General features: G+C 74.3%; 20 protein-coding genes. 3 read left to right on the top strand and 17 right to left on the bottom strand.

Translation table 11 applies throughout. From position 1 onward, the window contains the following. The first annotated feature begins 9 nt into the window (after nucleotides 1–9). Nucleotides 10–846, top strand: a complete 837-nt coding sequence (locus FXF65_RS28250) for a hypothetical protein (RefSeq protein ID WP_148353087.1) — start codon at nucleotides 10–12, stop codon at nucleotides 844–846. A 13-nt stretch (nucleotides 847–859) separates the two neighbouring features. Here the strand turns inward: FXF65_RS28250 and FXF65_RS28245 are convergent, their stop codons facing one another. From FXF65_RS28245 to FXF65_RS28220, 6 genes are all read right to left on the bottom strand, one after another. Next, nucleotides 860–1,564: an endonuclease/exonuclease/phosphatase family protein gene (locus FXF65_RS28245; RefSeq protein ID WP_148353086.1), complete on the bottom strand. Its 705-nt coding sequence runs from the start codon at nucleotides 1,562–1,564 to the stop codon at nucleotides 860–862. Between the two features lie 30 nt (nucleotides 1,565–1,594). Beyond that, nucleotides 1,595–2,563: an ROK family glucokinase gene (locus FXF65_RS28240; protein ID WP_148353085.1), complete on the bottom strand. Its 969-nt coding sequence runs from the start codon at nucleotides 2,561–2,563 to the stop codon at nucleotides 1,595–1,597. 46 nt (nucleotides 2,564–2,609) lie between these two features. Further along, nucleotides 2,610–2,966 (bottom strand): hypothetical protein, encoded by a 357-nt coding sequence (locus tag FXF65_RS28235; RefSeq protein ID WP_148353084.1) that lies wholly within the window; start codon nucleotides 2,964–2,966, stop codon nucleotides 2,610–2,612. Between the two features lie 53 nt (nucleotides 2,967–3,019). Further along, nucleotides 3,020–3,454 (bottom strand): SRPBCC family protein, encoded by a 435-nt coding sequence (locus tag FXF65_RS28230; RefSeq protein WP_148353083.1) that lies wholly within the window; start codon nucleotides 3,452–3,454, stop codon nucleotides 3,020–3,022. A gap of 60 nt (nucleotides 3,455–3,514) precedes the next feature. Then, the gene (locus FXF65_RS28225; RefSeq protein WP_148353082.1) at nucleotides 3,515–4,282 is read right to left on the bottom strand and encodes a metallophosphoesterase family protein; all 768 of its coding nucleotides are present in this window, start codon (nucleotides 4,280–4,282) and stop codon (nucleotides 3,515–3,517) included. A gap of 96 nt (nucleotides 4,283–4,378) precedes the next feature. Then, on the bottom strand, nucleotides 4,379–5,074 hold the full coding sequence (locus FXF65_RS28220; protein ID WP_148353081.1) for a copper homeostasis protein CutC: 696 nt from the start codon (nucleotides 5,072–5,074) through the stop codon (nucleotides 4,379–4,381). A 152-nt stretch (nucleotides 5,075–5,226) separates the two neighbouring features. Between FXF65_RS28220 and FXF65_RS28215 the strand changes: the two genes are divergently transcribed. Further along, on the top strand, nucleotides 5,227–7,017 hold the full coding sequence (locus FXF65_RS28215) for an AMP-dependent synthetase/ligase (protein WP_148353080.1): 1,791 nt from the start codon (nucleotides 5,227–5,229) through the stop codon (nucleotides 7,015–7,017). 6 nt (nucleotides 7,018–7,023) lie between these two features. On the opposite strand, the gene FXF65_RS28210 is transcribed toward FXF65_RS28215, so the two are convergent. The 7 genes from FXF65_RS28210 to FXF65_RS28180 all read right to left on the bottom strand — a co-directional run bounded on the left by FXF65_RS28210 (nucleotide 7,024) and on the right by FXF65_RS28180 (nucleotide 15,909). Beyond that, nucleotides 7,024–7,698: an NAD(P)H-binding protein gene (locus tag FXF65_RS28210; RefSeq protein WP_148353079.1), complete on the bottom strand. Its 675-nt coding sequence runs from the start codon at nucleotides 7,696–7,698 to the stop codon at nucleotides 7,024–7,026. Nucleotides 7,699–7,832: 134 nt separating this feature from the next. After that, a complete protein-coding gene (locus tag FXF65_RS28205; RefSeq protein WP_187412540.1) occupies nucleotides 7,833–9,038 on the bottom strand; it encodes a DUF1996 domain-containing protein in 1,206 nt (401 codons plus the stop codon). Nucleotides 9,039–9,073: 35 nt separating this feature from the next. Then, a complete protein-coding gene (locus FXF65_RS28200; protein ID WP_246199170.1) occupies nucleotides 9,074–9,649 on the bottom strand; it encodes a DUF4142 domain-containing protein in 576 nt (191 codons plus the stop codon). Nucleotides 9,650–9,813: 164 nt separating this feature from the next. After that, the gene (locus FXF65_RS28195; RefSeq protein ID WP_148353078.1) at nucleotides 9,814–11,304 is read right to left on the bottom strand and encodes an NADH-quinone oxidoreductase subunit NuoF family protein; all 1,491 of its coding nucleotides are present in this window, start codon (nucleotides 11,302–11,304) and stop codon (nucleotides 9,814–9,816) included. Beyond that, nucleotides 11,301–12,125, bottom strand: coding sequence for a ferric reductase-like transmembrane domain-containing protein (locus tag FXF65_RS28190; protein WP_148353077.1), 825 nt, complete (start codon nucleotides 12,123–12,125; stop codon nucleotides 11,301–11,303). The genes FXF65_RS28195 and FXF65_RS28190 overlap by 4 nt, the downstream gene beginning before the upstream one ends. 46 nt (nucleotides 12,126–12,171) lie before the next feature. Next, the gene (locus tag FXF65_RS28185) at nucleotides 12,172–14,049 is read right to left on the bottom strand and encodes a M23 family metallopeptidase (protein ID WP_148353076.1); all 1,878 of its coding nucleotides are present in this window, start codon (nucleotides 14,047–14,049) and stop codon (nucleotides 12,172–12,174) included. Between the two features lie 318 nt (nucleotides 14,050–14,367). Then, the gene (locus FXF65_RS28180; RefSeq protein ID WP_187412539.1) at nucleotides 14,368–15,909 is read right to left on the bottom strand and encodes a penicillin-binding transpeptidase domain-containing protein; all 1,542 of its coding nucleotides are present in this window, start codon (nucleotides 15,907–15,909) and stop codon (nucleotides 14,368–14,370) included. A 165-nt stretch (nucleotides 15,910–16,074) separates the two neighbouring features. Between FXF65_RS28180 and FXF65_RS28175 the strand changes: the two genes are divergently transcribed. Then, entirely contained in the window at nucleotides 16,075–16,698 is a 624-nt protein-coding gene (locus FXF65_RS28175) for a YciI family protein (protein ID WP_148353074.1), read from the top strand. 11 nt (nucleotides 16,699–16,709) lie between these two features. On the opposite strand, the gene FXF65_RS28170 is transcribed toward FXF65_RS28175, so the two are convergent. The 4 genes from FXF65_RS28170 to qcrC all read right to left on the bottom strand — a co-directional run bounded on the left by FXF65_RS28170 (nucleotide 16,710) and on the right by qcrC (nucleotide 21,550). Beyond that, nucleotides 16,710–17,831, bottom strand: coding sequence for a glycosyltransferase family 4 protein (locus FXF65_RS28170; protein ID WP_148353073.1), 1,122 nt, complete (start codon nucleotides 17,829–17,831; stop codon nucleotides 16,710–16,712). Between the two features lie 70 nt (nucleotides 17,832–17,901). Then, on the bottom strand, nucleotides 17,902–19,530 hold the full coding sequence (gene qcrB / locus FXF65_RS28165) for a cytochrome bc1 complex cytochrome b subunit (protein WP_148353072.1): 1,629 nt from the start codon (nucleotides 19,528–19,530) through the stop codon (nucleotides 17,902–17,904). Further along, nucleotides 19,527–20,642, bottom strand: coding sequence for a cytochrome bc1 complex Rieske iron-sulfur subunit (gene qcrA, locus FXF65_RS28160; RefSeq protein WP_148353071.1), 1,116 nt, complete (start codon nucleotides 20,640–20,642; stop codon nucleotides 19,527–19,529). The genes qcrB and qcrA overlap by 4 nt, the downstream gene beginning before the upstream one ends. Next, the gene (gene qcrC, locus FXF65_RS28155) at nucleotides 20,639–21,550 is read right to left on the bottom strand and encodes a cytochrome bc1 complex diheme cytochrome c subunit (protein WP_148353070.1); all 912 of its coding nucleotides are present in this window, start codon (nucleotides 21,548–21,550) and stop codon (nucleotides 20,639–20,641) included. The genes qcrA and qcrC overlap by 4 nt, the downstream gene beginning before the upstream one ends. Nucleotides 21,551–21,583: the final 33 nt, after the last annotated feature.

Raw genomic sequence — 21,583 nt, 5'->3', positions numbered from 1 at the left:
GCCGGCCCCGTGAATCGCCGTGGCAATGGACTGTCAGCGGACGCCTACGCCCCGCTCGTCGACCTCGCCCCGCACCTCGCCGACGCGATGCTCGCGGCCCTCGGCGAGGCCGGGGTGGCGGCGTACGCGTCCTCGCCGTCCGACCTCGCCGACCTGGCCGAGCTCGCCGAGCCGGCCGGGGAGCACCTCGGCGGCGACCTGCTCGACCGGCTCTACGTCGACGTCGACATGAAGCCCGCCGCCGAGGGGATCCTGCGCGCCCACCTCGCCCGGCTGCGCGACGCGTCGGCCCGACGCTCGGACGAGCCGTCCGAGCGTCCCGAGGCCGACGTCGACGTCGGCGGGCCCCGCGACGCCGAGGGCGGCGCCGCCCCCGCCAAGGACCCGGGCGACGTCGCCGAGCGCGACGAGGACGCCATCTGGGCCGAGATCGTCGCGGGCTTCGACTCCACCCCCGACGGCGACGACGTCCCCTGGCCGGACGAGGAGAACGTCCGCGAGCCCGCCGAGCCGCCCCGGGAGGGCGACGACCGCACCGGCCGCCTGCCCCGCGCCCGCGTCGTCAAGGCCGCCGAGCCCCCGGACTTCCCGCCGGACGCCGACGACGACTCCCACTACGTCCCGCCGCCTCCCCCGCCGCTGCCGAGCGCCGACCCGCTGACCAAGGGCGCCTGGATCGCGCTCATCGGCGGCCCGCTCTACCTCCTCGTCACCGTCATCCTCGACTGGGAGGTCCCCGGCTGGGCCGCCTTCCTCGCCGTCGCCGCCTTCATCGGCGGCTTCGTCACCCTCGTCCTCCGCATGGGCGACGAACCGAGAGACCCCGACGACGGAGCCGTCGTCTAGGAAAGCTCCAGTTCTAGGAGAGCTCCAGTTCCGCCAGCAGGGGGCGGTGGTCGGTGGCCTCCGGGTAGAGGGCCGTCAGGGTTTCGTCGGCCGTGGGGACGCCGCAGCCGTTGATCCGGATGTCCGGGTCGGTGAAGACGGCGTCTATGCGGCGGGCCGGGTTACGGGACGAGAAGGTCAGTTCCTCGCCGGACGGGGCGGTCGCGTAGGCGTCCTTGAAATGGTCGGCGAGGAGTGTCCAGGACGGGCCGCCCGGCTCCTCGTTGACATCGCCTGCCAGGACCACCGGGGCGCGGTGGCGGGCGCGGGCGCGGTCCAGGTGGGCGAGGATCTCGCGGACGTGGCGCAGGCGCGGCCCGTCCCGCAGGTCCAGGTGCGTGCTCGCGGCGATGACGCGGGCGCCGTCCAGTTCCAGGACGGCGATCGCCAGGGCGCGGCGGTGCAGGTCCGGGTCCGGGGTGAGCAGGTGGAACTCGCGGGCCACCCGGCGGACGCGCGGCGCGGCGAGGACGCCGAGCCCGCAGGCCCGCCGTCCCGCCGCGACGCCCATGCCCGACGCGCGCGCCAGGCGGCGGCGCCTCAACCACCAGGCGCCGAAGCGCGGTACCTCCTGGAGGCACATGACGTCCGGGGCGAGCCCGCGGACGACCCGCGCCAGCGCGACCGGGTCGTCGCGCAGCGACCGGATGTTGTAGCTCAGCAGGCGGAGCGCGGCCATGTCCAGACGGCCCTGTTCAGACGGCCATGGTCAGACGGTGACGTCCTCGCGGGGGCGGACGCGGGCCAGGTCGGCGGCGCCGACGATGCCCGCGGCCGAGCCCAGCTCGGCGATGCGGATGTCCGGCAGCGGGCGGTGGCCGCGGCCGGTCAGCGCGTCCTCGAACGCGGCGCGTATCGGGTCGAGGAGGAGGTCGCCCGCGTCGGAGAGGCCGCCGCCGATGATGAACGCGCCCGGGTCGAGGATCGCGCTGAGGTCGGCGAGCCCCTGGCCCGCCCAGTGCGCGATGGTCCGGAAGCACTCCAGCGCGGCCTTGTCGCCCTCGCGGGCCGCCTGCGACACCTCGGGACCGCTGATGCCCTCCGGGCGGCCGTCGCCGAGTTCGAGGAGGCGCCCGGCCATCGCGGGCGCGACCCGGGCGAGGTCGCGGGCCTCGTGGACGAGGGCGTTGCCGCTGGCGTACTGCTCCCAGCAGCCGCGGTTGCCGCAGCCGCAGCGGCGGCCGTCCGGGACGACCCGGAAGTGCCCCATCTCCGCGCCGATGCCGAAGCGGCCCCGGTACAGCTCGCCGTTGATGATGATGCCGCCGCCGATGCCGGTGCCGAGCGCGACCAGCACGAGGAAGTTCTCGCCGCGTCCCGCGCCGAACCTGGCCTCGCCCCACGCGGTGGCGTTGCCGTCGTTCTCGACGACGACGGGCAGCCCGACCAGGCTCTCCACCTTCTCCTTGATCGGCTCCTCCCGCCAGGCGAGGTTCGGGGCGAACAGGACGGTGGAGCGCGACTCGTCGACGAAGCCGGCGGTGCCGAGCCCGACCGCCGTCACCTCCTCGAACTTGCCCTTGAGCAGGTCGACGACCTCGGCGATGGTCTCGGCGGTCTCCTTGGGGTTCGTCGACGGAGTCGGCCGGCGAACCTTCTCCAGAATGGTCCCCCGGTGGTCGACGACCCCGGCGGCGACCTTCGTGCCGCCCACATCAACGCCGATGGTCAGGGCCATGTACGCTTCCTCCTCCTCGCGCGCCCCGGATGGAGCCCGTACCGCACTACCCGATGTCGATGGGGCCGCCGCCGGTGGCGGCGGACCACGGCTCGCCCGTCTCGGGGCGTCCCGACCGCTCGGACGTACCCGCCCGTGCGCTCTCCGACGCCTCCGCGGGGCCGTCCCGGCCGCCCGGGGAGGGACGGTCGAACGCCGCCGCCACGTCCTGCGCGGCGGCGAGCAGCGACCGTCCGGCGTCCCGCAGGTGCCCGGCGGCGTCGCGCCACGGGTCCTCGCCCGGGTCGTCGCCTGGGTCATCGCCCGGGTCGGGGGCGGTGTCCGGGCCGCCGCCGACCCGCTTGATCAGCGCGTCGACCAGTCTGGCGGCCTCGGTGAGGACGTCGCCCGGATGCTCGCTCATGGGTCCATCTTCCATCCGTCGTCGGCGTGAACGGTATCGCCTCCGTGACGTGCTCAGCTTTCGACGTGGCGCTTGAGGCTCTTGAGTGCGGAGTCGATGATGCGCTTCTCGCCCTTGCGCTTGACCATGCCGATCAACGGGATGCGGACGTCGACCGCGAGCTCGTAGGTCACCTCGGTCGCGCCGTCCTCCTCGGCGAGGCCGTAGGAGCCGCGCAGGCCGGTGACGACGGAGCCGGGCTCGACCAGCGTCCAGGTGACGCGGTCGTCGTCCTCCCAGGCGTACTCGAGGCCGACGGTGTCGCTGAACGGGCCGCCGTCGAAGGTGAGGCGGGCGCGGGACGCGCGGCCGTCGGCGCCGGTCTCCTGGACGGTGAACCCGCGGATCCCGCTCGCCCACCGCGGGTACTCCTCCAGGTCGGCGATCACCGCCATGATCTCGGCCTTTCCGGCCTTGATCGTGATGGAGGAGCTCGTGCGGTCAGCCATCTGCGTCTCCCTCCGGGGCGCTGAGCCCGTCCGGGCCCGTCTGGTAGAGCAAAGTATCTTTCACACCGTGAGGACGTACGGCGCGCCGCGAGCCCGGAAGTGCCCGACGTTCACGCATTCGGTCCGGCCGATACGCGTCCGGGCGGCGAGGGGCTGGTGGACGTGCCCGAACAGCGCGTAGCGCGGCTGCGTCCGGCGGATCGCGTCGAGGATCGCCTCGCTGCCCCGCTCGAACCGGCGCGCCACCTTGTCGTACAGCAGTTCCGGCACGGCGGGCGGGATGTGGCTGCACAGCACGTCCACGGCGCCGACCGCCTCGACCTTGGCCGCGTAGGCGTCGTCGTCCAGCTCGTAGGGGGTGCGGTACTCGGTGCGCAGGCCGCCGCCGACGAACCCGAACCGCAGGCCGCCGATCTCGGCGGTCTCGCCGTCGAGGACGTGGTGGCCGTCCCGCAGGTGCCGCGCCCACATGCGCGGGACGTCGACGTTCCCGTACGTGAGGTAGGCCGGGGACGGCATCGCCGCGAACAGCTCGGCGTACTGCCGGTCGACGGCGCGCTCGATGTGCGGCCACGGCTCGCCGTCCAGCGACGCCCACAGGCCGCGGGAGAACTCGCGGGCCTCGGCGAAGCGCTTCGCGGTCCGCAGCGCGATGAACCGGTCGGCGTTCTCCTGCCCGAACAGCTCGGCGAAGATCCCCTGCCCGTGGTCCTGGTAGTCGACGAAGAGGATCAGGTCGCCGAGGCAGACGAGCGCGTCGGCGCCCTCCGCGGCGCGCGCCAGCGCGTCCGCGCGGCCGTGCACGTCGCTCACCACATGGATCCTCATGAACCGACTCTAATGGCGCGGTTCGCCCGTGTAGACGGACGGGTCCGCACCGTGTGTCCGCACCGCGTGCGCGCTGCGTCCGCGCCGTGCGCGGGGTCAGCCGGCGGCGGCCGACACCAGGGCCCGCCACTCCCCCACCAGGGCGGGGTCGACCGGCGCGTCCCAGGCGCCGTCCGGGCGGACGGCGGTGCCGACGTGGAACGCGGTGACGCCCGCGGCGGCGAGGGCCGCGACGTGCTTGCGGCGCAGCCCGCCCCCGGCCATGATCATCCCGGCCGCGTCCGGATCGTCGGCGGCGCGCCGGACGAGGACGTCCATTCCCGCGTCCACGCCGCGCGGGGACCCGGCGGTGAGCACGGTGTCGAGCGCGCCGCCGAGGCCGCGGACGACGTCCCAGGCGTGCGCCGGGTCGGCGGCGTGGTCGATCGCGCGGTGGAACGTCCAGGGCAGCGGCGCGGCGTCGGCGGCGAGCTTGCCGGTCGCGCCCGCGTCGACGTGCCCGGACGAGTCGAGGAAGCCGAGGACGAACCCGTCCGCGCCCTGCTCGGCGAGGCCTGCGGCGGCGAGCCGGAGCCGGTCGAGCTCGCGGCCGGACGTGCGGAACCCGGCGTTGGCGCGCAGCATCACCCGCAACGGCAGGGTGGTGACGGCGCGTATCGCGGCGACGACGTCGGGGTCGGGGGTGAGCCCGTCCGCGGCCATGTCGGCGACGACCTCGATCCGGTCGGCGCCGCCGTCCTGCGCGGCGCGCGCGTCGTCGGCGGTCAGCGCGATCACTTCGAGCAGCGACACGGTTGCTCCCCCCGGAACCCATGGCCGGTGTGCGTCCCGCCCAGCGTAGACGGCCCGGCCGGGCTACCCGTGGGTATCATTCGACTCCGGAGAAGGCGCCGACTTCGCCGCCACCTTCCCGCCACCCCGTACGCCGACAACAGGAGCAGGCAGTGCGCGAGTTCAGCGTCCCCGCGATGGTGCAGGTCCCCGACTCCGCCACCCTGACCGACACGCCGTTCCGAAGGGCGGCCGAGGAGCCCGGCACGATCGTGGCGCGCCGCCGGAGCGGGGACGCGTGGCGCGCCGTCACCGCGGCCGAGTTCGCGGCCGAGGCGTCCGACATCGCCAAGGGCCTCGCCGCCGCCGGGATCGAGCCGGGCGACCGGGTCGCGCTGCTGTCCCGGACCCGCTACGAGTGGACGGTCCTCGACTACGCGGTCTGGACGGCCGGCGCGGTCTCCGTGCCGATCTACGAGACGTCGTCCGCCGAGCAGATCGAGTGGATCGCGGGCGACTCCGGCGCGAAGGCCGTGTTCGCCGAGACCGACGCGCACATCGCGCTGGTGGAGGGCGTCCGCGAGCGGCTGCCCGGCCTCGCGCACGTGTGGTGCATCGACGCGGGCGGCGTCGACGAGGTCGTCCGGCTCGGCGCGGAGGTCGGCGACGGGGTCGTCGAGGACCGCCGCCGCTCCCGCGCGGCCGCCGACGTCGCCACGCTCGTCTACACGTCCGGCACGACCGGACGCCCGAAGGGCTGCGAGATCACCCACGGGAACCTCGTCTCGACGGCTCGCAACGGGGTGCGCGGCGCGATCGCCGAGGTCGCCGTCGACGGCAGCTCCACGCTGCTGTTCCTGCCGCTCGCGCACGTGTTCGCGCGGCTGATCCAGGTCGCGACGGTCGAGGGCGGGATCGTCCTCGGGCACAGCGACGTCCCGAACCTGCTGCCCGACCTCGCCTCGTTCCGGCCGACGTTCCTGCTGGCCGTCCCGCGCGTGTTCGAGAAGGTCTACAACGGCGCCGAGCAGAAGGCCGCCGCCGAGGGCAAGGAGAAGATCTTCAAGGCGGCGGCGGAGACGGCGATCGCCTACAGCCGGGCGCTCCAGGCGGGGCGTCCCGGCCTCGCGCTCAAGGCGCGGCACAAGCTGTTCGACGTGCTCGTCTACGGCAAGCTGCGGGCGGCGGTCGGCGGGAACGTGAAGTACGCGGTGTCGGGGGGCGCGGCGCTCGGCGAGCGGCTCGGGCACTTCTTCCGCGGCGTCGGCATCACGATCCTGGAGGGCTACGGCCTCACCGAGACGACCGCCCCGGCCAGCGTCAACCGGCCCACCGCCATCAAGATCGGGACGGTCGGCCAGCCGATCCCGGGCGTGGACGTCCGCATCGCCGACGACGGGGAGGTCCTCGTCCGCGGCGTCAACGTCATGCGCGGCTACTGGAACGACGAGGACGCCACCAAGGAGGCCCTGGAGGACGGCTGGTTCCACACCGGCGACCTCGGCTCCCTCGACACGGACGGCTTCCTGAAGATCACCGGCCGGAAGAAGGAGATCCTGGTGACCGCGGCGGGCAAGAACGTCGCGCCCGCCCCGCTGGAGGACAGGCTCCGCGCCCATCCCCTGGTCAGCCAGTGCCTCGTGGTCGGGGACGGCCGCAAGTTCATCGGCGCGCTCGTCACCCTCGACGAGGAGGCGCTCGGCCCGTGGAAGGAGCGGCACGGCAAGCCCGCGTCGACGACCTTGGACGAGCTGCGCGCCGACCCCGACCTGATCGCCGAGATCGACGGCGCGGTCGCGGCGGCCAACACCTCCGTCAGCCACGCCGAGGCGATCAAGAAGTACGTGGTCCTCGGGGTCGACTTCACCGAGGAGGCCGGGCACCTCACGCCGAGCCTCAAGGTCAAGCGCAACGTCGTCATGAAGGACTTCGCCGCGGACATCGAGGGCCTCTACACGTCGTAGCCCTGGCTAGGCGCCCAGGGCCGGGCGGAGCGCGGCGACCGCGTCCTCGATCCGGGTCGGGCCGTTCAGCAGGTCGAGCGTCCGGCGGCGGACGTCGTCCGCGTCGAGCAGCGCCACGATCACCGCCGCCACGTCGTCGCGGGTCACCACGTCGCGGCCGACGGGCGGCTCGGCGAGCGTGACGAGTCCGGTGGGCGGGTCGTCGGTGAGCCGCCCGGGGCGCAGGATCAGCCAGTCGAGCGCGTCGCGGCGGCGCAGGTCGTCCTCGGCCTCGCCCTTGGCGCGCGCGTAGGCGGCCCAGACGTCGTCGCGGCCCGGCGCGGGCGGCTCGCCCGCGCCCATCGCGGAGATCTGCACGAAGCCGCGCACGCCCGCCCGCTCGGCCGCGTCGGCCATCAGCACCGACGCGCCGCGGTCGACGGTGTCCTTGCGCGCCGCGCCGCTGCCGGGGCCCGCGCCCGCGGCGAACACGACCGCGTCCGCGCCGGTCACGTGCCGGGTGACCTCGCCGACGCCGGCCGCCTCCAGGTCGCACACGACCGGGACGGCGCCCGCGTCCCGCACGTCGCCCGCGTGGGCGGGGTTGCGGACGATGCTCCGCACCGCGTCCCCGCGCGCCGCCAGCAGCCGGGAGAGCCGCAGCGCGATCTTGCCGTGCCCGCCCGCGATCACGATGTCCATGCCGCGATCGTACGGACCCGGGCGGCCCCGAGTCGCGCCGACGCGGCCGGTGCGGGCGCCGTCCTGTCCAGCGGCGCCCGCACCGGCCGCGCATACCGGATCGCCCCCGGACGGTCCGGACCTTCCGGACGCACTCAGCGGCGGCGTCCGGAGTTGATCGCGGTGACCGCCTGCCGCATCAGCCGCTGCCCCATCACGTTGATGAAGTCGCCGTGGTCGGTCACCGGGTCGTGCCCCTGCTCGGGGAACGAGTCGAGCGCGAACGCCAGCGCGCGCGCGGGCACCCGGTAGCTCAGCGTCATCCGCAACTGCGGGATGGCGACCGTGCCCTGCGGGCACTGGCCGGTCCGCTTGTCGGCGAAGGACACGTGCGTGCGGTGGTTGGCGCTGTCGGTGTTCTGGCCGTCCCAGCAGCCCGCGAAGTTCAGCACGCGCAGCACCTGGCTGCCGCGCGGGCAGAGCGGGTACTTGTCGGTGAAGCCCCGGCTCTGGAACCCGCTGCACGACCACAGCGCGTTCGCGTTCGTCAGCCCGTTCGTCGCTGACTTCGCGTCGCCCGTCGCCATCCGCAGGAACTGCGGCATCGCCCGAACCTTGCCGCGCGCGTTCCCGAGGAACTGGAGTTTCACCGACGACGGCTCGACGACGCTGCCGACGTTCCCGTCGACCTTGCTCTGCCCGGCGCGCTCGGAGTCGTCCTGGCCCGAGCGCAGCCGCAGCACCGGCCAGAAGTACGCCGACTTGTCGCCGTTGGTGCAGGTCGTCCCGGCGGCGGTGAGGGTCTCGTCGGTCGAGAACGCGTCGGTGTCGAGGTTGCCGACGTAGTCGTGGATGTGGTGCGCGCCGTTCACGACGCCGGGCGCGGCGACGACGTTGTCCGGGTTGCTGTGCGCCTGGCCCTCGTTCGTCCCGCAGTTGACGGAGAACACGCCGGAAGACCCGGCCCGCGAGGCGCGCGGCGTCTGCACGCGCGGGGCCCGCCTGATGTCGACGAACTGGTCGCGGCGCGGACCCTGCTTCACCTGGCTCTGCGGAGGAGGCGGCGAGCCGCCCGTCCGCCCGCCGGCTCCGGGGTCCTGCGGGGGCGCGGACGGGTCGGCCGACGGATCGGCCGGCGGGTCCGCCGAGGGGTCGGCGGGCGGCCCGGCCGAGGGATCGGCGGGCGGCTCGGCCGACGGGTCGGCGGGCGGCTCCGCGGACGGGTCGGCCGTCGGCTGCCCGTACGCCTGGACCGTCCGCCCCTGCTGCGCGACCGCGGTCCCGGTCGCCGCCTGGCTCACCGTCGTGGCGAGGGCCACCGCCGGGATGAGCACGGCGAAGACCTTTTTCTTATGTCCCATGGAAAGGTGCTCCCTTTTGCGGGGTGGGAAATACGTCAGTGCAGGGCCCGCCTGGGTACCAGGCCGGTGCTCTCCAGCAGCGACATATGCGTGTTGACGAATTTGAGGCACCGCTCAGCGAACGCGCGGATCTCGCTGTTCTCGCTCTGCGCGCGGACCTTCGCGATGACCGTGAAGACCTGGCCGTGCGCGGCGCGCAGCCGCAGCACGAACGTCTTGTCGAAATCGATCCCGTATTTGCCGGACATCTCGCGCAGCCAGCTCTTCTGGCTCCCGTTCGGCTCGTTCGGGAGGAGCACGCCGAGCCGCTGCGCGGTGGCGCGGGTGTCGGCGTCCAGCTGCAGGTGCTGCTGGTTGATGATCTCGCCGACCTCCCGCACGCGGGGCGTCGCGGCCCGCTGCTGTGCCTGCTGACCTGCGGGCATCTCCCACAGGCCCGCCTGCCGCACCTTGACGAGCAACTGCCGGTCCAGGGTGCTCAGCGGCCCCCAGCGGGTGTGCACGGTGCCGCCGAGGTTGTTCGCCGCGCTGCTCGCCGTCACTCCGTTCGGGTACATGACGACCGCGAACGCCGCCGCGACGGCGGCCGCCGCGAGCACGACCAAGATCACGCGACCCCGGCCGACGCGCCGCCGCGGGCGCGTTTCGGCGATTCCGTAGGATTTCCTCAAGAGAATCTCTTCCTCCTTCCGAGGATCTCTCGACGGACACGGCGCGGGTTCGGCGTCCAATACGCACCGCGCCGGTCCCGGGGTTCAATCTCCCCTCACCTTTTTCAGATTCCTCCGACGACGCGCAGCGCCAAAGCCGGGCACATCGCGACGGCCTTCTGCACGTCCTTCTCCATCCACGCCGGAACGTCCGTGCCGAGCACCACGGGAAAGCCGTGCCGGTCGAGCTGGATCAGCTCCGGGACGAGGTAGGCGCACAGCCCGTGCCCGTCGCAGCGGCTCCAGTCGATCGCGACCCGCACCTCCGTGCCGTCCGGCACCGGCAGCGGCAGCACCCCGTAGGTCGACAGGCCGCAGCCGCCGCCCCACCGGTGCGCGTCGATGTCCGCGCCGAACGCCTCCATCGCGGACAGGACAAACCGGGCCGTCCCGTCCGGGTGGGTGCAGGCGCCCCGGCCGCGTCCGACGCCCGCGGCGCGGCGGACGTCCTCGACCGTCCCCGCACCCTCGGTGAGCGCGTTCAGCGACCGGACGACGTCGGGCAGCCCGAGCCGGCACGGCCCGCACTGCCCGGCGGACTGCGCGGCCATGTACGCGGCGATCCGCGTGACCTCGCCGAGCGGGCACGTGCCCCGGGTGAGCGGCAGGATGATGCCGGCGCCGACCGTCCCGCCGACGCGGCGCATCCCCGCGCGCGACAGGACGGCGCGCGACACCCCGCCCGCGTCGAGCCACATCCCGTGGTAGCCGCCGACGAGGACGCCCGGCGACGGGTCCGCCCCGCACTGGTCGAGGACGGCGGGCAGCGGCGTGCCGAGCGGCGCCTCCACGACCTGCGTGCCGCCGACGGTGAGCAGCGTGGTGCCGGGCTCGTCCTCGGTCCCGGCAGACGCGTACAGGTCGGGGCCGAGCGACACCAGCACGGCGAGCTGCGCGAACGTCTCGGTGTTGGACAGCAGCGTCGGGCAGCCGTCCACCCCGGACTCGGACGCGCGGACCTTCACCCCCGGCGGGATCGGCGTCTCCCCGTTGATCGCGCGGACCACCGCGCCGCTCTCCCCGGAGATGAACCGCTCGGTCAGCCGGACGATCCGGGCGGGCATCCGCCGCTCGCTGATCGCCGCGCGGACCGAGCGGGCGGCCTCGTCGTCCTCGACCGCGACGACGATCCGCTGCGTGCCGAGCGCGGACGCCGCGATCTGCGCCCCGTCGAGGACGAGGTGCGGCGCCCGGCCGAGCAGCACCTTGTCCTTGGCGCTGCCGGGCTCGCCCTCGGCGCCGTTCACCACCACGACGACGTCCTCGGCGGAGCCGCGCGAGTCGCTCTTCTCGCCGGGCAGCAGCGGCGGCGGGTCGGTCGTCGGGTACTTCACCCGCGCCGCCACGGCCATCAGCTTGCGGGCGAACGGGAACCCGGCGCCGCCGCGCCCGCGCAGGTCGACCTGCTCCGCCATGCGGACGAGGTCGTCCAGGTCGGGGGCGCGGAGGCGGCCGTGCACCGCGAGGTGCCGGTCGAGGTCCAGCCGGTCGAACCGGTCGAACCCGAGCGTCAGCCGGGGCCCGCCGATCCCGGAGACCGTGACGGCCCGGCTCATCGCAGGACCTCGGCGTCACCGCCGCCCGCCAGGGGCATGCCACGCGGGTCGGAGACGGTGCCGCGCGGGTCGGCGAAGTCGCCCGCCGCGCGGGCGCGGGCCATCGCGGCGGCGCGCCCCTCCTCGTGGTCGCGGGCGGCCATGGCGCGCCGGTCCCGGGCGCGGCCCGCGCCGTCCGGACGGCCGTACGCGCCGAACTCCTCGCCGAGGACCCGCACGTCCCGCGGCTTGACCACCACGATCAGCCGGGTGATCAGCGCGAGCACGACGAACACCACGCTCATCACGTAGGAGAGCACGACCCACGGCGCGGCGGGCCGGCCGGTGATCAGCCCGTGCAGGATCGCCATCGGCCACGCGGCGTAGGCGAGGACGTGCGTCGACCGCCACACCCACGCCTTGCCGCGGAACGCGAACCGCGCCCGCAGCATCCCGGTGATCACGACGAGCAGCAGCAGGTCCGCGGCGACCGTGCCGATCCCGATCGGCCCCGCCGACGGGACGACGGCCTGCGCGGGCACCGCGAGCCCCGCCATGACCTTCACCGTCACGTGCGCGACCAGCATCGCCGTCGCGACGACGGCCGACGCCCGGTGCAGCGCCTGCGCGAGCACCCGGTGCCGGATCTTCAGGATCAGCCGGTCGGTCGCCAGCAGCCCGCTCATCACGGCGGTCGTGTAGGCGACGAGCGCGAACACGCCCGCGTAGAAGTTGAGGAAGTACTGCACGTTCGCGACCGCGACGGCGCCCTGCGGGGTCGCCGAACCGGCCAGCACCAGCACGGCGCCGACGAGCACCACGCGCAGCACCCAGCTGGGCACCGCGGGATCATCACTGTTGCGGATACGCACCGCTCTGGCTCCTCTTCTAGTTGGCGCCGGTCGCCGGGTCGGCGGCCGTTCCCCCGCCGCCCTTCGGATCGGCGCCGGGGGACGGCGGGGACGGCGGCGGGTCGTCCGCGGCCGGGGGGACCGGTCCGAGGTTGGCGAGCAGCGCCCCCGGCAGCACCTGGAGGACGCCGCGCTCGGCGAACCCGAGGAGGGGCTTCGCCCGCTCCCGGAACGTCCAGCCGCCGAGTCGCGCGCCGTCCAGCGGGACCGTGCCGAGCGCGCGGCGCACGCCGAACGCGACGTCGGCGTCGGGCGCGGCGGCCCCGCCGCAGGACCGGTCGGCGCCGGTGCGGCCGAGCGGCGCGCCCTGCCTCACGACGGCGCCGTCGCCGGGCTTCGGCCCGGTCCGCAGGTGGTAGTAGGTGGTGGCGACGCCGCTCGGGTGGATCACGACGGCCATGGCGCGGCCGGCGGAGTCGGCGCAGAACCGGTAGAGGCGGCCCGCGCCCGCGGCGAGGACGCGGCCGTCCCCGCCCGCGAACGCCAGCGACCCGAGCGGGCGCGCGGACTCGGTGTCGTCGGCGGTGGTCATCGACCACGAGTCGCCGACCTTCCAGGGCAGCATCAGCTTGTCGCCGGTCCGCGTCCCGTTGACGAGCGCGGTGGCCTGCTGGGCGGTGAGCGCGGCGTACCGGCGCAGGGTCTGCGTCTCGGCCGCGGGCATGACGCCGGACGGGGCCGTCCTGAGCAGGCCGTCGAAGACGCGGGCGCCGGAGAGGCCGACCTGCCAGTCGCGTCCCGTCCAGCGGGCCGCGTAGAAGGCGACCTCGGGGTTCGCGGTGCTCGCGTCGGGGACGGGGATCGCGGTCGTCCCGAGCACCCAGGTCCTGTCCGCGCTCGTGTGGGTGGCGCCGACGACCGGCGCGGCGGTGGGCGCCGCGCCGTACGCCTGCCGGGCGGCGGCACCGCGCTGCGCCAGCGTCAGCTCGCGGACCCGCGCGGCGAGAACCTTCAGGTCGGGGGCGGCGGGCGTCGCGGGCGTCCCGTCCGGCCCGGTCCGCGGCGACTGCCGGGGCTGCTGCGCCGGGACGCCGCCGCGCTGCGCCGGGGGGATCGCGCGCTGGGAGCCGACCGTGCCGGACGCGCCGCCGACCGGGCCGCCGTCCAGCAGCGCGCGTTCGGCGATGCCGAGCAGGGCCAGGCCGACGGCGGTGGACAGCACGATCGCCCCGACCCCCATCCGGTCGGTGGGCCGCTTCCCGCGCCGCGGCCTCGCCTTCGGACCGGGACGCGCGGTCGCCGTCCGGCGGCCCGGCCGTCCGGGGGCGGGCTGCGCGGAGCGGGTCCGCCGCTCCTCCGTCCGGCGTTCCGGACGCTGCCGGGACCGACCGCGCTGGGGGAACTCGCGGGAACGGTCCGGCCGGGCGCCCGCCCCACCGGTGCGCGCGTCGAACGCGGCGGCGGGCCGCGCCTCGGGCGCAGGCGGCGCGGGAGGCTGCGGGGGCGGGGGCGGGGGCGGGGGTGTGCGGGCGTCGAAGCGCCGGGTCTCGGCGTCGCGGCCGGACGGCGGGCGGTTGCGCGCCCCGAACCGGTCGTCGCGGGCGTCCGGCTGCTCGCCGCGCGTCGGGCCCGGCCAGGGTGTGCGCGGCCGGTCCTCGTTACGCGCCTGCCGGACGCGCTTGCGCTGCTCGTGCCGTTTGATGTCGCGCCGGGACGGCTCGCGGCGCGCCGACCTCCGGCCGCGCTCGGACCAGTCCGGCTGCTCGGACCACCAGGACCCCTCGGGCCACTGCGGCTCCTCCGACCGCGGCCCCCGCTGGGGCTCGGGTCTCGACGAGGGGCGCGCGGGCGTCTCCGCCCACGGTGAAGCATGCGTGTTCCGCCCAGACGCATGCCCGAAATCGCGTCGCGCCATGCCCTCTCCTGTGGAGGAGGCGGAGGGCTCGGCGAACGCCGGTAGGCTCCAGGTCGCCCGGCTCTCGGCCTGGCGACCGTCCCGCTGAGACATCGGGGGCGGCGGCTCGGGAGCCCGCTCGCTCCCACCGCTTTCCCCATGGCGGATTCCGGGGAACCCGCCCGATCACTCCGGGAGCATACGCCCCCGGAGCCACTCGGGTGCCGGTTGGAGCGAAAAACCGTGCGGACGCCGTCCCGCGGCCGTTCGGCCCTCATCAGCGGTACGGGCGGGCGCCACGGAGCGTTCACCGATCCGGGCGGCGGATCCCAGGACGGGTCAGCGGAGGGCGGCCAGGAAGCGGGCGGCGAGCGGCGCGGCGACCTTCGGGCCGGAGCCGCCCGTCTCGACGAAGACCGCGAAGGCGAGGCCGTCGCGGAAGCCGATGAACCAGGCGTGCGGGGGCCCGCTCGCGATCTCGGCCGTGCCGGTCTTGCCGGACGTCCCGTCCGGGAGCCCCGCACCCGCCGCCGTGCCGCCGGTGACGACCGCCCGCATCATCGCGCGGAGCGCGCCCGTCCCCGGCACCGGACGCGGCGCGGGCACCGCTCCCCCGCCCTCGCGGACGAGGTCCGGCGGCAGCAGCCGGGGCGAGCGCCACGAGCCGTCCGCCACGGCGGCGGCGACCGACGCCATCAGCAGCGGGCTCGCGAGGACGCGGCCCTGCCCGATCGCCGCCTCCGCCAGCTCCGCGCCGCTGCGCGGCGCGGGGAAGCCGCCGTCCGCGGCGTCGGTGCCCGGCGTGATCCGCGTGCCGAACCCGAAGCGGCGGGCGGACGCCGCGAGCTTCGCTGGGCCGAGCCGCTCGACCGCGAGCTGCGCGAACGTGGTGTTGCAGGACGCCGCGAACGCGTCCCGAAGCGTCGTCCGGCCGAGCGCGTGGCCCTCGTCGTTGCGGATCGTGCGCTGCGCCGTGACCGTCGAGGCCGGGCAGTCGGCGCCCGTCCCGGCGTCCGCGCCCTCCGCGACGAGCGCGCCCGCCGTCACCACCTTGAACGTCGAGCCGGGCGGGTACCCGCTGCCGAACGCGCCGAGCCCGCCGAGGCCGTCCGCCACCGCGGCGACCTCGCCGCTGGACGGCCGGACGGCCACGATCGCCGCCCGTCCCGGCGCCGCCGCCAGCGCCTTCTCCGCCGCCGCCTGCACCCGCCGGTCCAGCGTCGTCCGGACCCTGCGGCCCTTCACCGTCCCAAAAAGCTTCACGCGCTGCGGCGGGCCGCCGCCGTCGCGCAGGACGACCGCCGGGACGATCCGCTCCTCCTCGTCGCCCAGCCGGGACGCGATCCCGGCCAGGTACGGGGCGAGCGGGCCCTCGTTGGCGAGGGGGCGCCCGGCGCGGTCGGACAGGGTCACGGCGGGGACGCGCACCTGGCCCACCGTCCACTGGCCGCCGCCCTTCAGCCCCGGGTAGAGCGTCGCGGGCGTCCACCGGACGCGCCACCGCCCCTCCACCCGGCCGAGCCGCAGCTCCGAGGCGAACGTCCAGGTCCCGTGTCCGGCGAGCGACCGGCTGACGGTGAACGGCGCGTGCGCGGCGTCCGGGCCCGACCGGACGACCGGACGCGGGTCCAGCGCGATCGACGTGACCGCCAGCCCGATCGTCAGCGCCCGGTGCTGCGCGTCGAAGTCGGCGGGCGGGTCGGCGGCGAGGCCCCGCATCCTGTCCAGGTCGCCATTGCTCCACGCCGCGAAGTAGCGCGCCGCGACGCGCTCCGCCGTGTCGTGGTCGCGCCGCCGCCGTAACGCCCAGCCCGCGACGACGCCCGTCGTCAGCACCACCGCCAGCACGACGGCCAGCACCTTCACACCCCGGGACCGCACTCGCCCGCCTCCGCTCGTCCGCCGCCGCCCGTCCGTTCGGATGTTGATCATCTCAGTGTCCGAACGTTCCACGCATGTACCGGAAGCCCGATTTCGTGGCCGAACCTGGAAGGCGGGGGCCCGTCGCCCCGCGCCCGGACCCGGCCTCGCTAAGATCCCTGCGACGTGGAGTACTTCTTCTACTGCCGGGACAGGCCGGGCACGTTCCCGCTGCGCATGGAGCTGGCCGAGGCCCACTGGGCGTTCATGGACCGCTACGGCGACGAGCTGATCGCGCGCGGCCCGACGTTCGGCGCCGACGGCGAGACGGTGACGGGCAGCATGCACATCGCCGACCTCCCCGGCCCGGCCGCCGCCCGCGAGTTCGCGTTCGAGGAGCCGAACTACAAGGCCGGCGTCTACGGCGACGTCCTCATCAGCCGCTGGACGAACGTCCTCGGCCGGACGATGTGGCAGTTCGCCACGGCGGTCCCCGGCTACGAGCGCTTCCTGGTCATCGCGCACGGCAAGGCGGCGGCCCCCGGCGACGACAAGCTCGCCGAATCCCTCGGAGCCGAATCCCTCGGACAGGCGCAGCAGCGCTACCTCGACGGCCTCTACGGCGACCGGCTGATCGCGTACGGCCCGCTGCTGTCCGACGACGGCGCAGACCGGACCGGCACCGTCCTCCTCGTCGAGCTCCCGGACCGCGCCGCCGCCGAGACCCTGATGGACGGCGACCCGTACGCCCGCAACGGCCGCTACACGGACGTCGAGATCCACGCCTGGGAGTTCGGCGGCCGCCGGTAGCGGGCCGCGTGTCAGTCGAGCAGTTTCGCGAGCCGGGCGGCCTGGGTCTCCCAGCGCCAGTCGCGCTCGACCCACGCCCTGCCCCGCTCCCCCATCCGGCGGGCGCGTCCGGCGTCGGCGAGCAGGCCGCCGACCGCCTCCGCGATGCGGGACGCCGACCGCCCCGGCACGACCAGGCCCGTCTCCCCGTCCAGGACGGCGTCGGGCGCGCCCCCCGAGTCGCCCGCCACCACCGGCAGCCCGGACGCCGACGCCTCCAGGTAGACGATGCCGAGGCCCTCGACGTCGAGGCCCCGGCGGCGGGTCCGGCACGGCATCGCGAACACGTCGCCCGCGTCGTAGTGGGCGGGCAGTTCCTCCCACGGGACGCCGCCGGTGAACACGACGGAGCCGTCCACGCCGGACGACGCGGCGAGACGCTCCAGGTCGGCGCGGTACGGGCCGCCGCCGACGAGCAGCAGCGCCGCGTCCGGAACCATCCGTTGGACGCGCGGCCAGGCGCGGATCAGGGCGTCCTGCCCTTTGCGCGGCACCAGCCGGGACACGCACACCGCCACCGGACGTCCGGCCAGCCCGTGCCGCGCGCGGATCTCGTCGCCGCCCGCGCCGGGGCGGAACACCGTCTCGTCGACGCCGGGCGCGAGCCGCGCCATCCGGGCCGCCGCGTCCGGCGACAGCACCCGCGCCATCCGGGACCGCGTGTACTCGCCGAGGTAGGTGAGGACGTCCGTGTCGTCGCCGATGCGGGCGAGGAGGCGGCGCGCCACCGGCAGCGCCGCCCAGCCCGCCTCGTGCCCGTGCGTGATCCCGACGAGCCGCTCGGCCCCGTGCCGCCGCAGCGCCGGGGCCAGCAGGCCGAGCGGCGCCGCCGCGCCGAACACCACCGAGTCGCAGCCCTCCGCGCGCATGATCTCCGCCGCGCGGCGCCGCACCCCCGGCTCCGGCAGCATCAGCGACCCCGGATGCCGGACGACCGGGAACGGCTGCGCCGCGTCGAAGGCCGCGTCCCCCTTCCACGCCGGGGCGTACACGACCACCGAGCCGGGCGGCCGCCGCGCGGCCAGCCCGTGCACGAACGCCTGGATCCCGCCCGGCCGGGGCGGGAAGTCGTTGGTGACGAACAGCGTCCTCATCGCGGGCCAGCATACGTACGCCGAAGGCCCGGCGCCGCCATCGCGACGCCGGGCCTTCGTGAGCGCTGGATCAGTGCTTGACCTGCTCCGACCCGCTTTCGATCGCCTTCTGGTCGCTGTGGCCGTGCTCGTGCTCCTCGACGGGGATGTCGTCGAAGGTCCACGCGCGGTTCAGCCGCGAGCGCAGATGCCCGAGCGGGCCCTTGCTGCCGGGCGCCGGGATGCCCTCGGCGTCCCGCGCGGGCGCCTCGGGGCGGGCGTTCTCCTTGGAGAGGATGACGGTCTTCTCCTCCTCGCGCGGCGCCTCGTGCCGCTCGGAGAACCGCCCCTCCGGCGACATGAGGATGACGCCGCTCTCCACGCCGTGCCCGATCGTGTCGGCGTCCTTGCGCTGGAGGCCCAGGCAGATCCGCTTCGTCACGATGAACGCGATCAGCGGCCCGAGGAAGACCGTCACCCGGAAGAACCAGGTCGTCGCGAACAGCGAGACGTGGAACCGCTCCGCGAGGACGTCGTTCGCGCCCGCGAGCCACAGCAGCCCGTAGAACGTGACGGCCGCCATGCCGGTCGCGGTGCGGACCGGGGCGTTGCGCGGCCGCGTGTTCACGTGGTGCTGCCGCTTGTCGCCGGTCACCCACGCCTCGATGAACGGCCACGCCGCCGCGCCGCCGAACACGATGCCGAGCGGCACCGCCGCCGGGATCAGCACGTTCAGGCTGAGCGTGTGGCCCCAGGCGGTGATCTCCCAGTTCGGCATGATGCGCAGGGCGCCTTCGAGCACGCCCATGTACCAGTCCGGCTGGGACCCGGACGAGATCGCGCCCGGGTCGTAGGGGCCGAACAGCCAGATCGGGTTGATCTGCGCGAACGCGCCGAGCAGGGCCACCACGCCGAAGGTGAACAGGAAGTACGCGCCGGTCTTCGCCATGAACACCGGGTAGAACGGGTAGCCGTACACCTGCTGCTCGGTCTGGTTCTTGACCGGCATCGCCGTGTGCTTCTGGTGCCACATGATCATCATGTGCGCGGTGACCATGCCGAGGATCAGCGCCGGAATCAGCAGGATGTGCAGCATGTACAGGCGGGGCACGATGTCCTGGCCGGGGAACTCGCCGCCGAACAGGAACATGTAGATGTAGGTGCCGACCAGCGGGATCGACTCCGCCACGCCCTGCGTGATGCGCAGCCCGGTGCCGGAGAGCAGGTCGTCCGGCAGCGAGTAGCCGAACAGGCCCTCCAGCATGCCGAGGGTGAACATGCCGATGCCGATCAGCCAGTTCAGCTCGCGCGGCTTGCGGTACGCGCCGGTGAAGAACACCCGCAGCATGTGCGCCAGGATCGACGCCATGAACAGGATCGCGGCCCAGTGGTGGATCTGCCGCATGAGCAGGCCGCCGCGGACGTCGAAGCTGATGTGCAGCGTCGAGTCGTAGGCCTCGGACATCTTCACGCCCTGCAGCTTCGTGTACGACCCGTCGTACACGACCTCCACCATGCTCGGCTTGAACCAGAGCGTCAGGAACGTCCCGGTCAGCAGCAGGATGATGAAGGAGTACAGGGCGATCTCGCCCAGCATGAACGACCAGTGGTCCGGGAAGACCTTCTTGACGTTCCGCCTGAAGAAGGTCGTGGAGCCGAGGCGCTCGTCGATGAAGCCGAGCGTCCCCTCGATGGCCTTCGGAGGTGTCGCCTGACTCATCCGCGCTCCCAGAAGCTCGGGCCGACCGGCTCGTGATAGTCGCTGGTCGCGACGATGTACCCGTCCTCCACGGAGAGCGGGAGCTGCGGCAGCGGCCGCGCCGCCGGGCCGAAGATGACCTTGGCGGCGTCGGTGGCGTCGAACGTGGACTGGTGGCACGGGCACAGGATGTGGTGCGTCGTCTGCTCGTACAGCGCGGCCGGGCAGCCGACGTGCGTGCAGACCTTCGAGTACGCCACGATGCCGTTGACGTGCCAGTTCTCACGTCCCTTGGCGGGCTTGAACTTGTCCGCCGGAACGTTGATCAGGATCGTGACCGCCTTGGCGTTCTGCGTCAGCACCTGCTCCTCGGGCACCTCCTCCTCGATGCCCTCCGGCAGGACGGTGATCATCCCGCCGGGCGAGGAGAAGTCGCTGACCCGCAGCGGCTTGTTGGTGCCGTCCACCACCAGGCGGACGCCCTTCTTGCCCTCGGCCTGCGCCTTCTTGACCGCCTCGCCCCAGTAGGTGTGGCGGAGCCGCTTCTCCGGCAGCGGGCCGAGGTCGCGCAGCAGGACGAGCGGCGCCAGCCCGAGCGGCGCGGCGGCGAGCAGCAGCGTGCGGCGCAGCAGCGGCCGCTTGGTGATGCCGCTGTCCTCGGCGCCCTCCAGGAAGTCCTGCGCGAACGCGGCCCTGGTCTCCTCGTCGGCGGCCAGCTCGTGCCGCTCCTGGACGATCGGCTTGCTGGTCATCAGCCGGCGGACCCAGATCGTCACGCCGACGGCCATCGCGATGAACGACAGCGCCATCGTCCCGCCGAGCCAGAAGTTGGACTCGCGGGCGCGCACCACGCCGTGCATGCCGCCGTCGCGGCCACTCCAGCCGATGAAGTAGGCGATGAACGCGACGCTGGCCGCGAACGCGACCAGGAAGAACGTCGCGACGATGCGCTCCGCCCGCTTCATCGACGCCTCGTCGAGCTGCTCGCCCACGCCCGCGGGCGCCGAGATGTCGTCCTCGGCGAGCAGCGCCTTCTCCCGCGCGGGGGAGGGCGTGCCGATGACCCGCTCGCGGCGGCGGCCGTCCTCGCCGGGGCCCTGTGCGCCCTCGGTCTCGTTCTTGTCGTCGCTCATGACTTCTTCAGCTTCTTCGGCTTCTTCGCGGTGATCCACATGGCGGCCAGCACCAGCAGGCCGATCCCGATCAGCCAGCCGGCGAGGCCCTCGCTCACCGGGCCGATGCGGCCGAGGCCGTTCCCGCCCGGGTTCGGCTCCTCGCGGGTCTTGACCAGGTAGGAGATGATCGCCTGCTTGTCCTGCGGCGTGAGCGTCGTGTCGTTGAAGACCGGCATCGCCTGCGGGCCGGTCACCATCGCCTCGTACATCTGGGTGGGCGTGACGTCGTCCCCGGACAGCGGGGGCGCGTACTTGCCGCCGGTCAGCGCGCCGCCCTGGCCGGTGAAGTTGTGGCACTGGGCGCAGTTGGTGCGGAACAGCTTGCCGCCGAGCGCGACGTCGCCCTTGTCGGGGTCGACCGCGGAGGCCGGGGGCACCTCGGGCCCGCCGCCGAGCGAGGCGATCCAGGCGCGCAGGTCGGCCAGGTTCTTCTCGGCCTGGGCCTTCTGCTTCTCCGCCGCCTCGCGCTTCTCCGGCTCCTCGTAGTCGGTCTTGATCGAGGTGTTGAAGTCGGGGATCGGCTCCTTGCGCGGAACCTGCGCGCCAGGGTTCATCGCGGGCATGCGGCCCGTGCTGACCTGGAAGTCGACGGATGCCGCGCCGACGCCGATGAGGCTCGGCGCGATGGGCTTGCCCTTGGCGTCCTTCGTGCCCTCGGCGTTCAGCCCGTGGCAGCTCGCGCAGTTCTTGTTGAACAGCTCCTGGCCGTGCTTCAGGTCCTGCGCGGCCTGGGCGCTGCTCTGCGCCTCGGCCCGGTCACTCCGCGGCGAGAAGCCGGCGTAGACCACGCCGATCGCCGCCAGGGCCGCCAGCACGACGGCGTAGCCCGCCCACGGGCGCCGTCGCCATGCGGTGATCCTTTTCACGGAAATCCCCGTTCGGGTCATGTCTTGGGTGGG

The organism is Actinomadura syzygii (assembly GCF_008085905.1).
Classification (GTDB): domain Bacteria; phylum Actinomycetota; class Actinomycetes; order Streptosporangiales; family Streptosporangiaceae; genus Spirillospora; species Spirillospora syzygii.
This window is presented reverse-complemented; position numbering and strand designations above follow the sequence as displayed.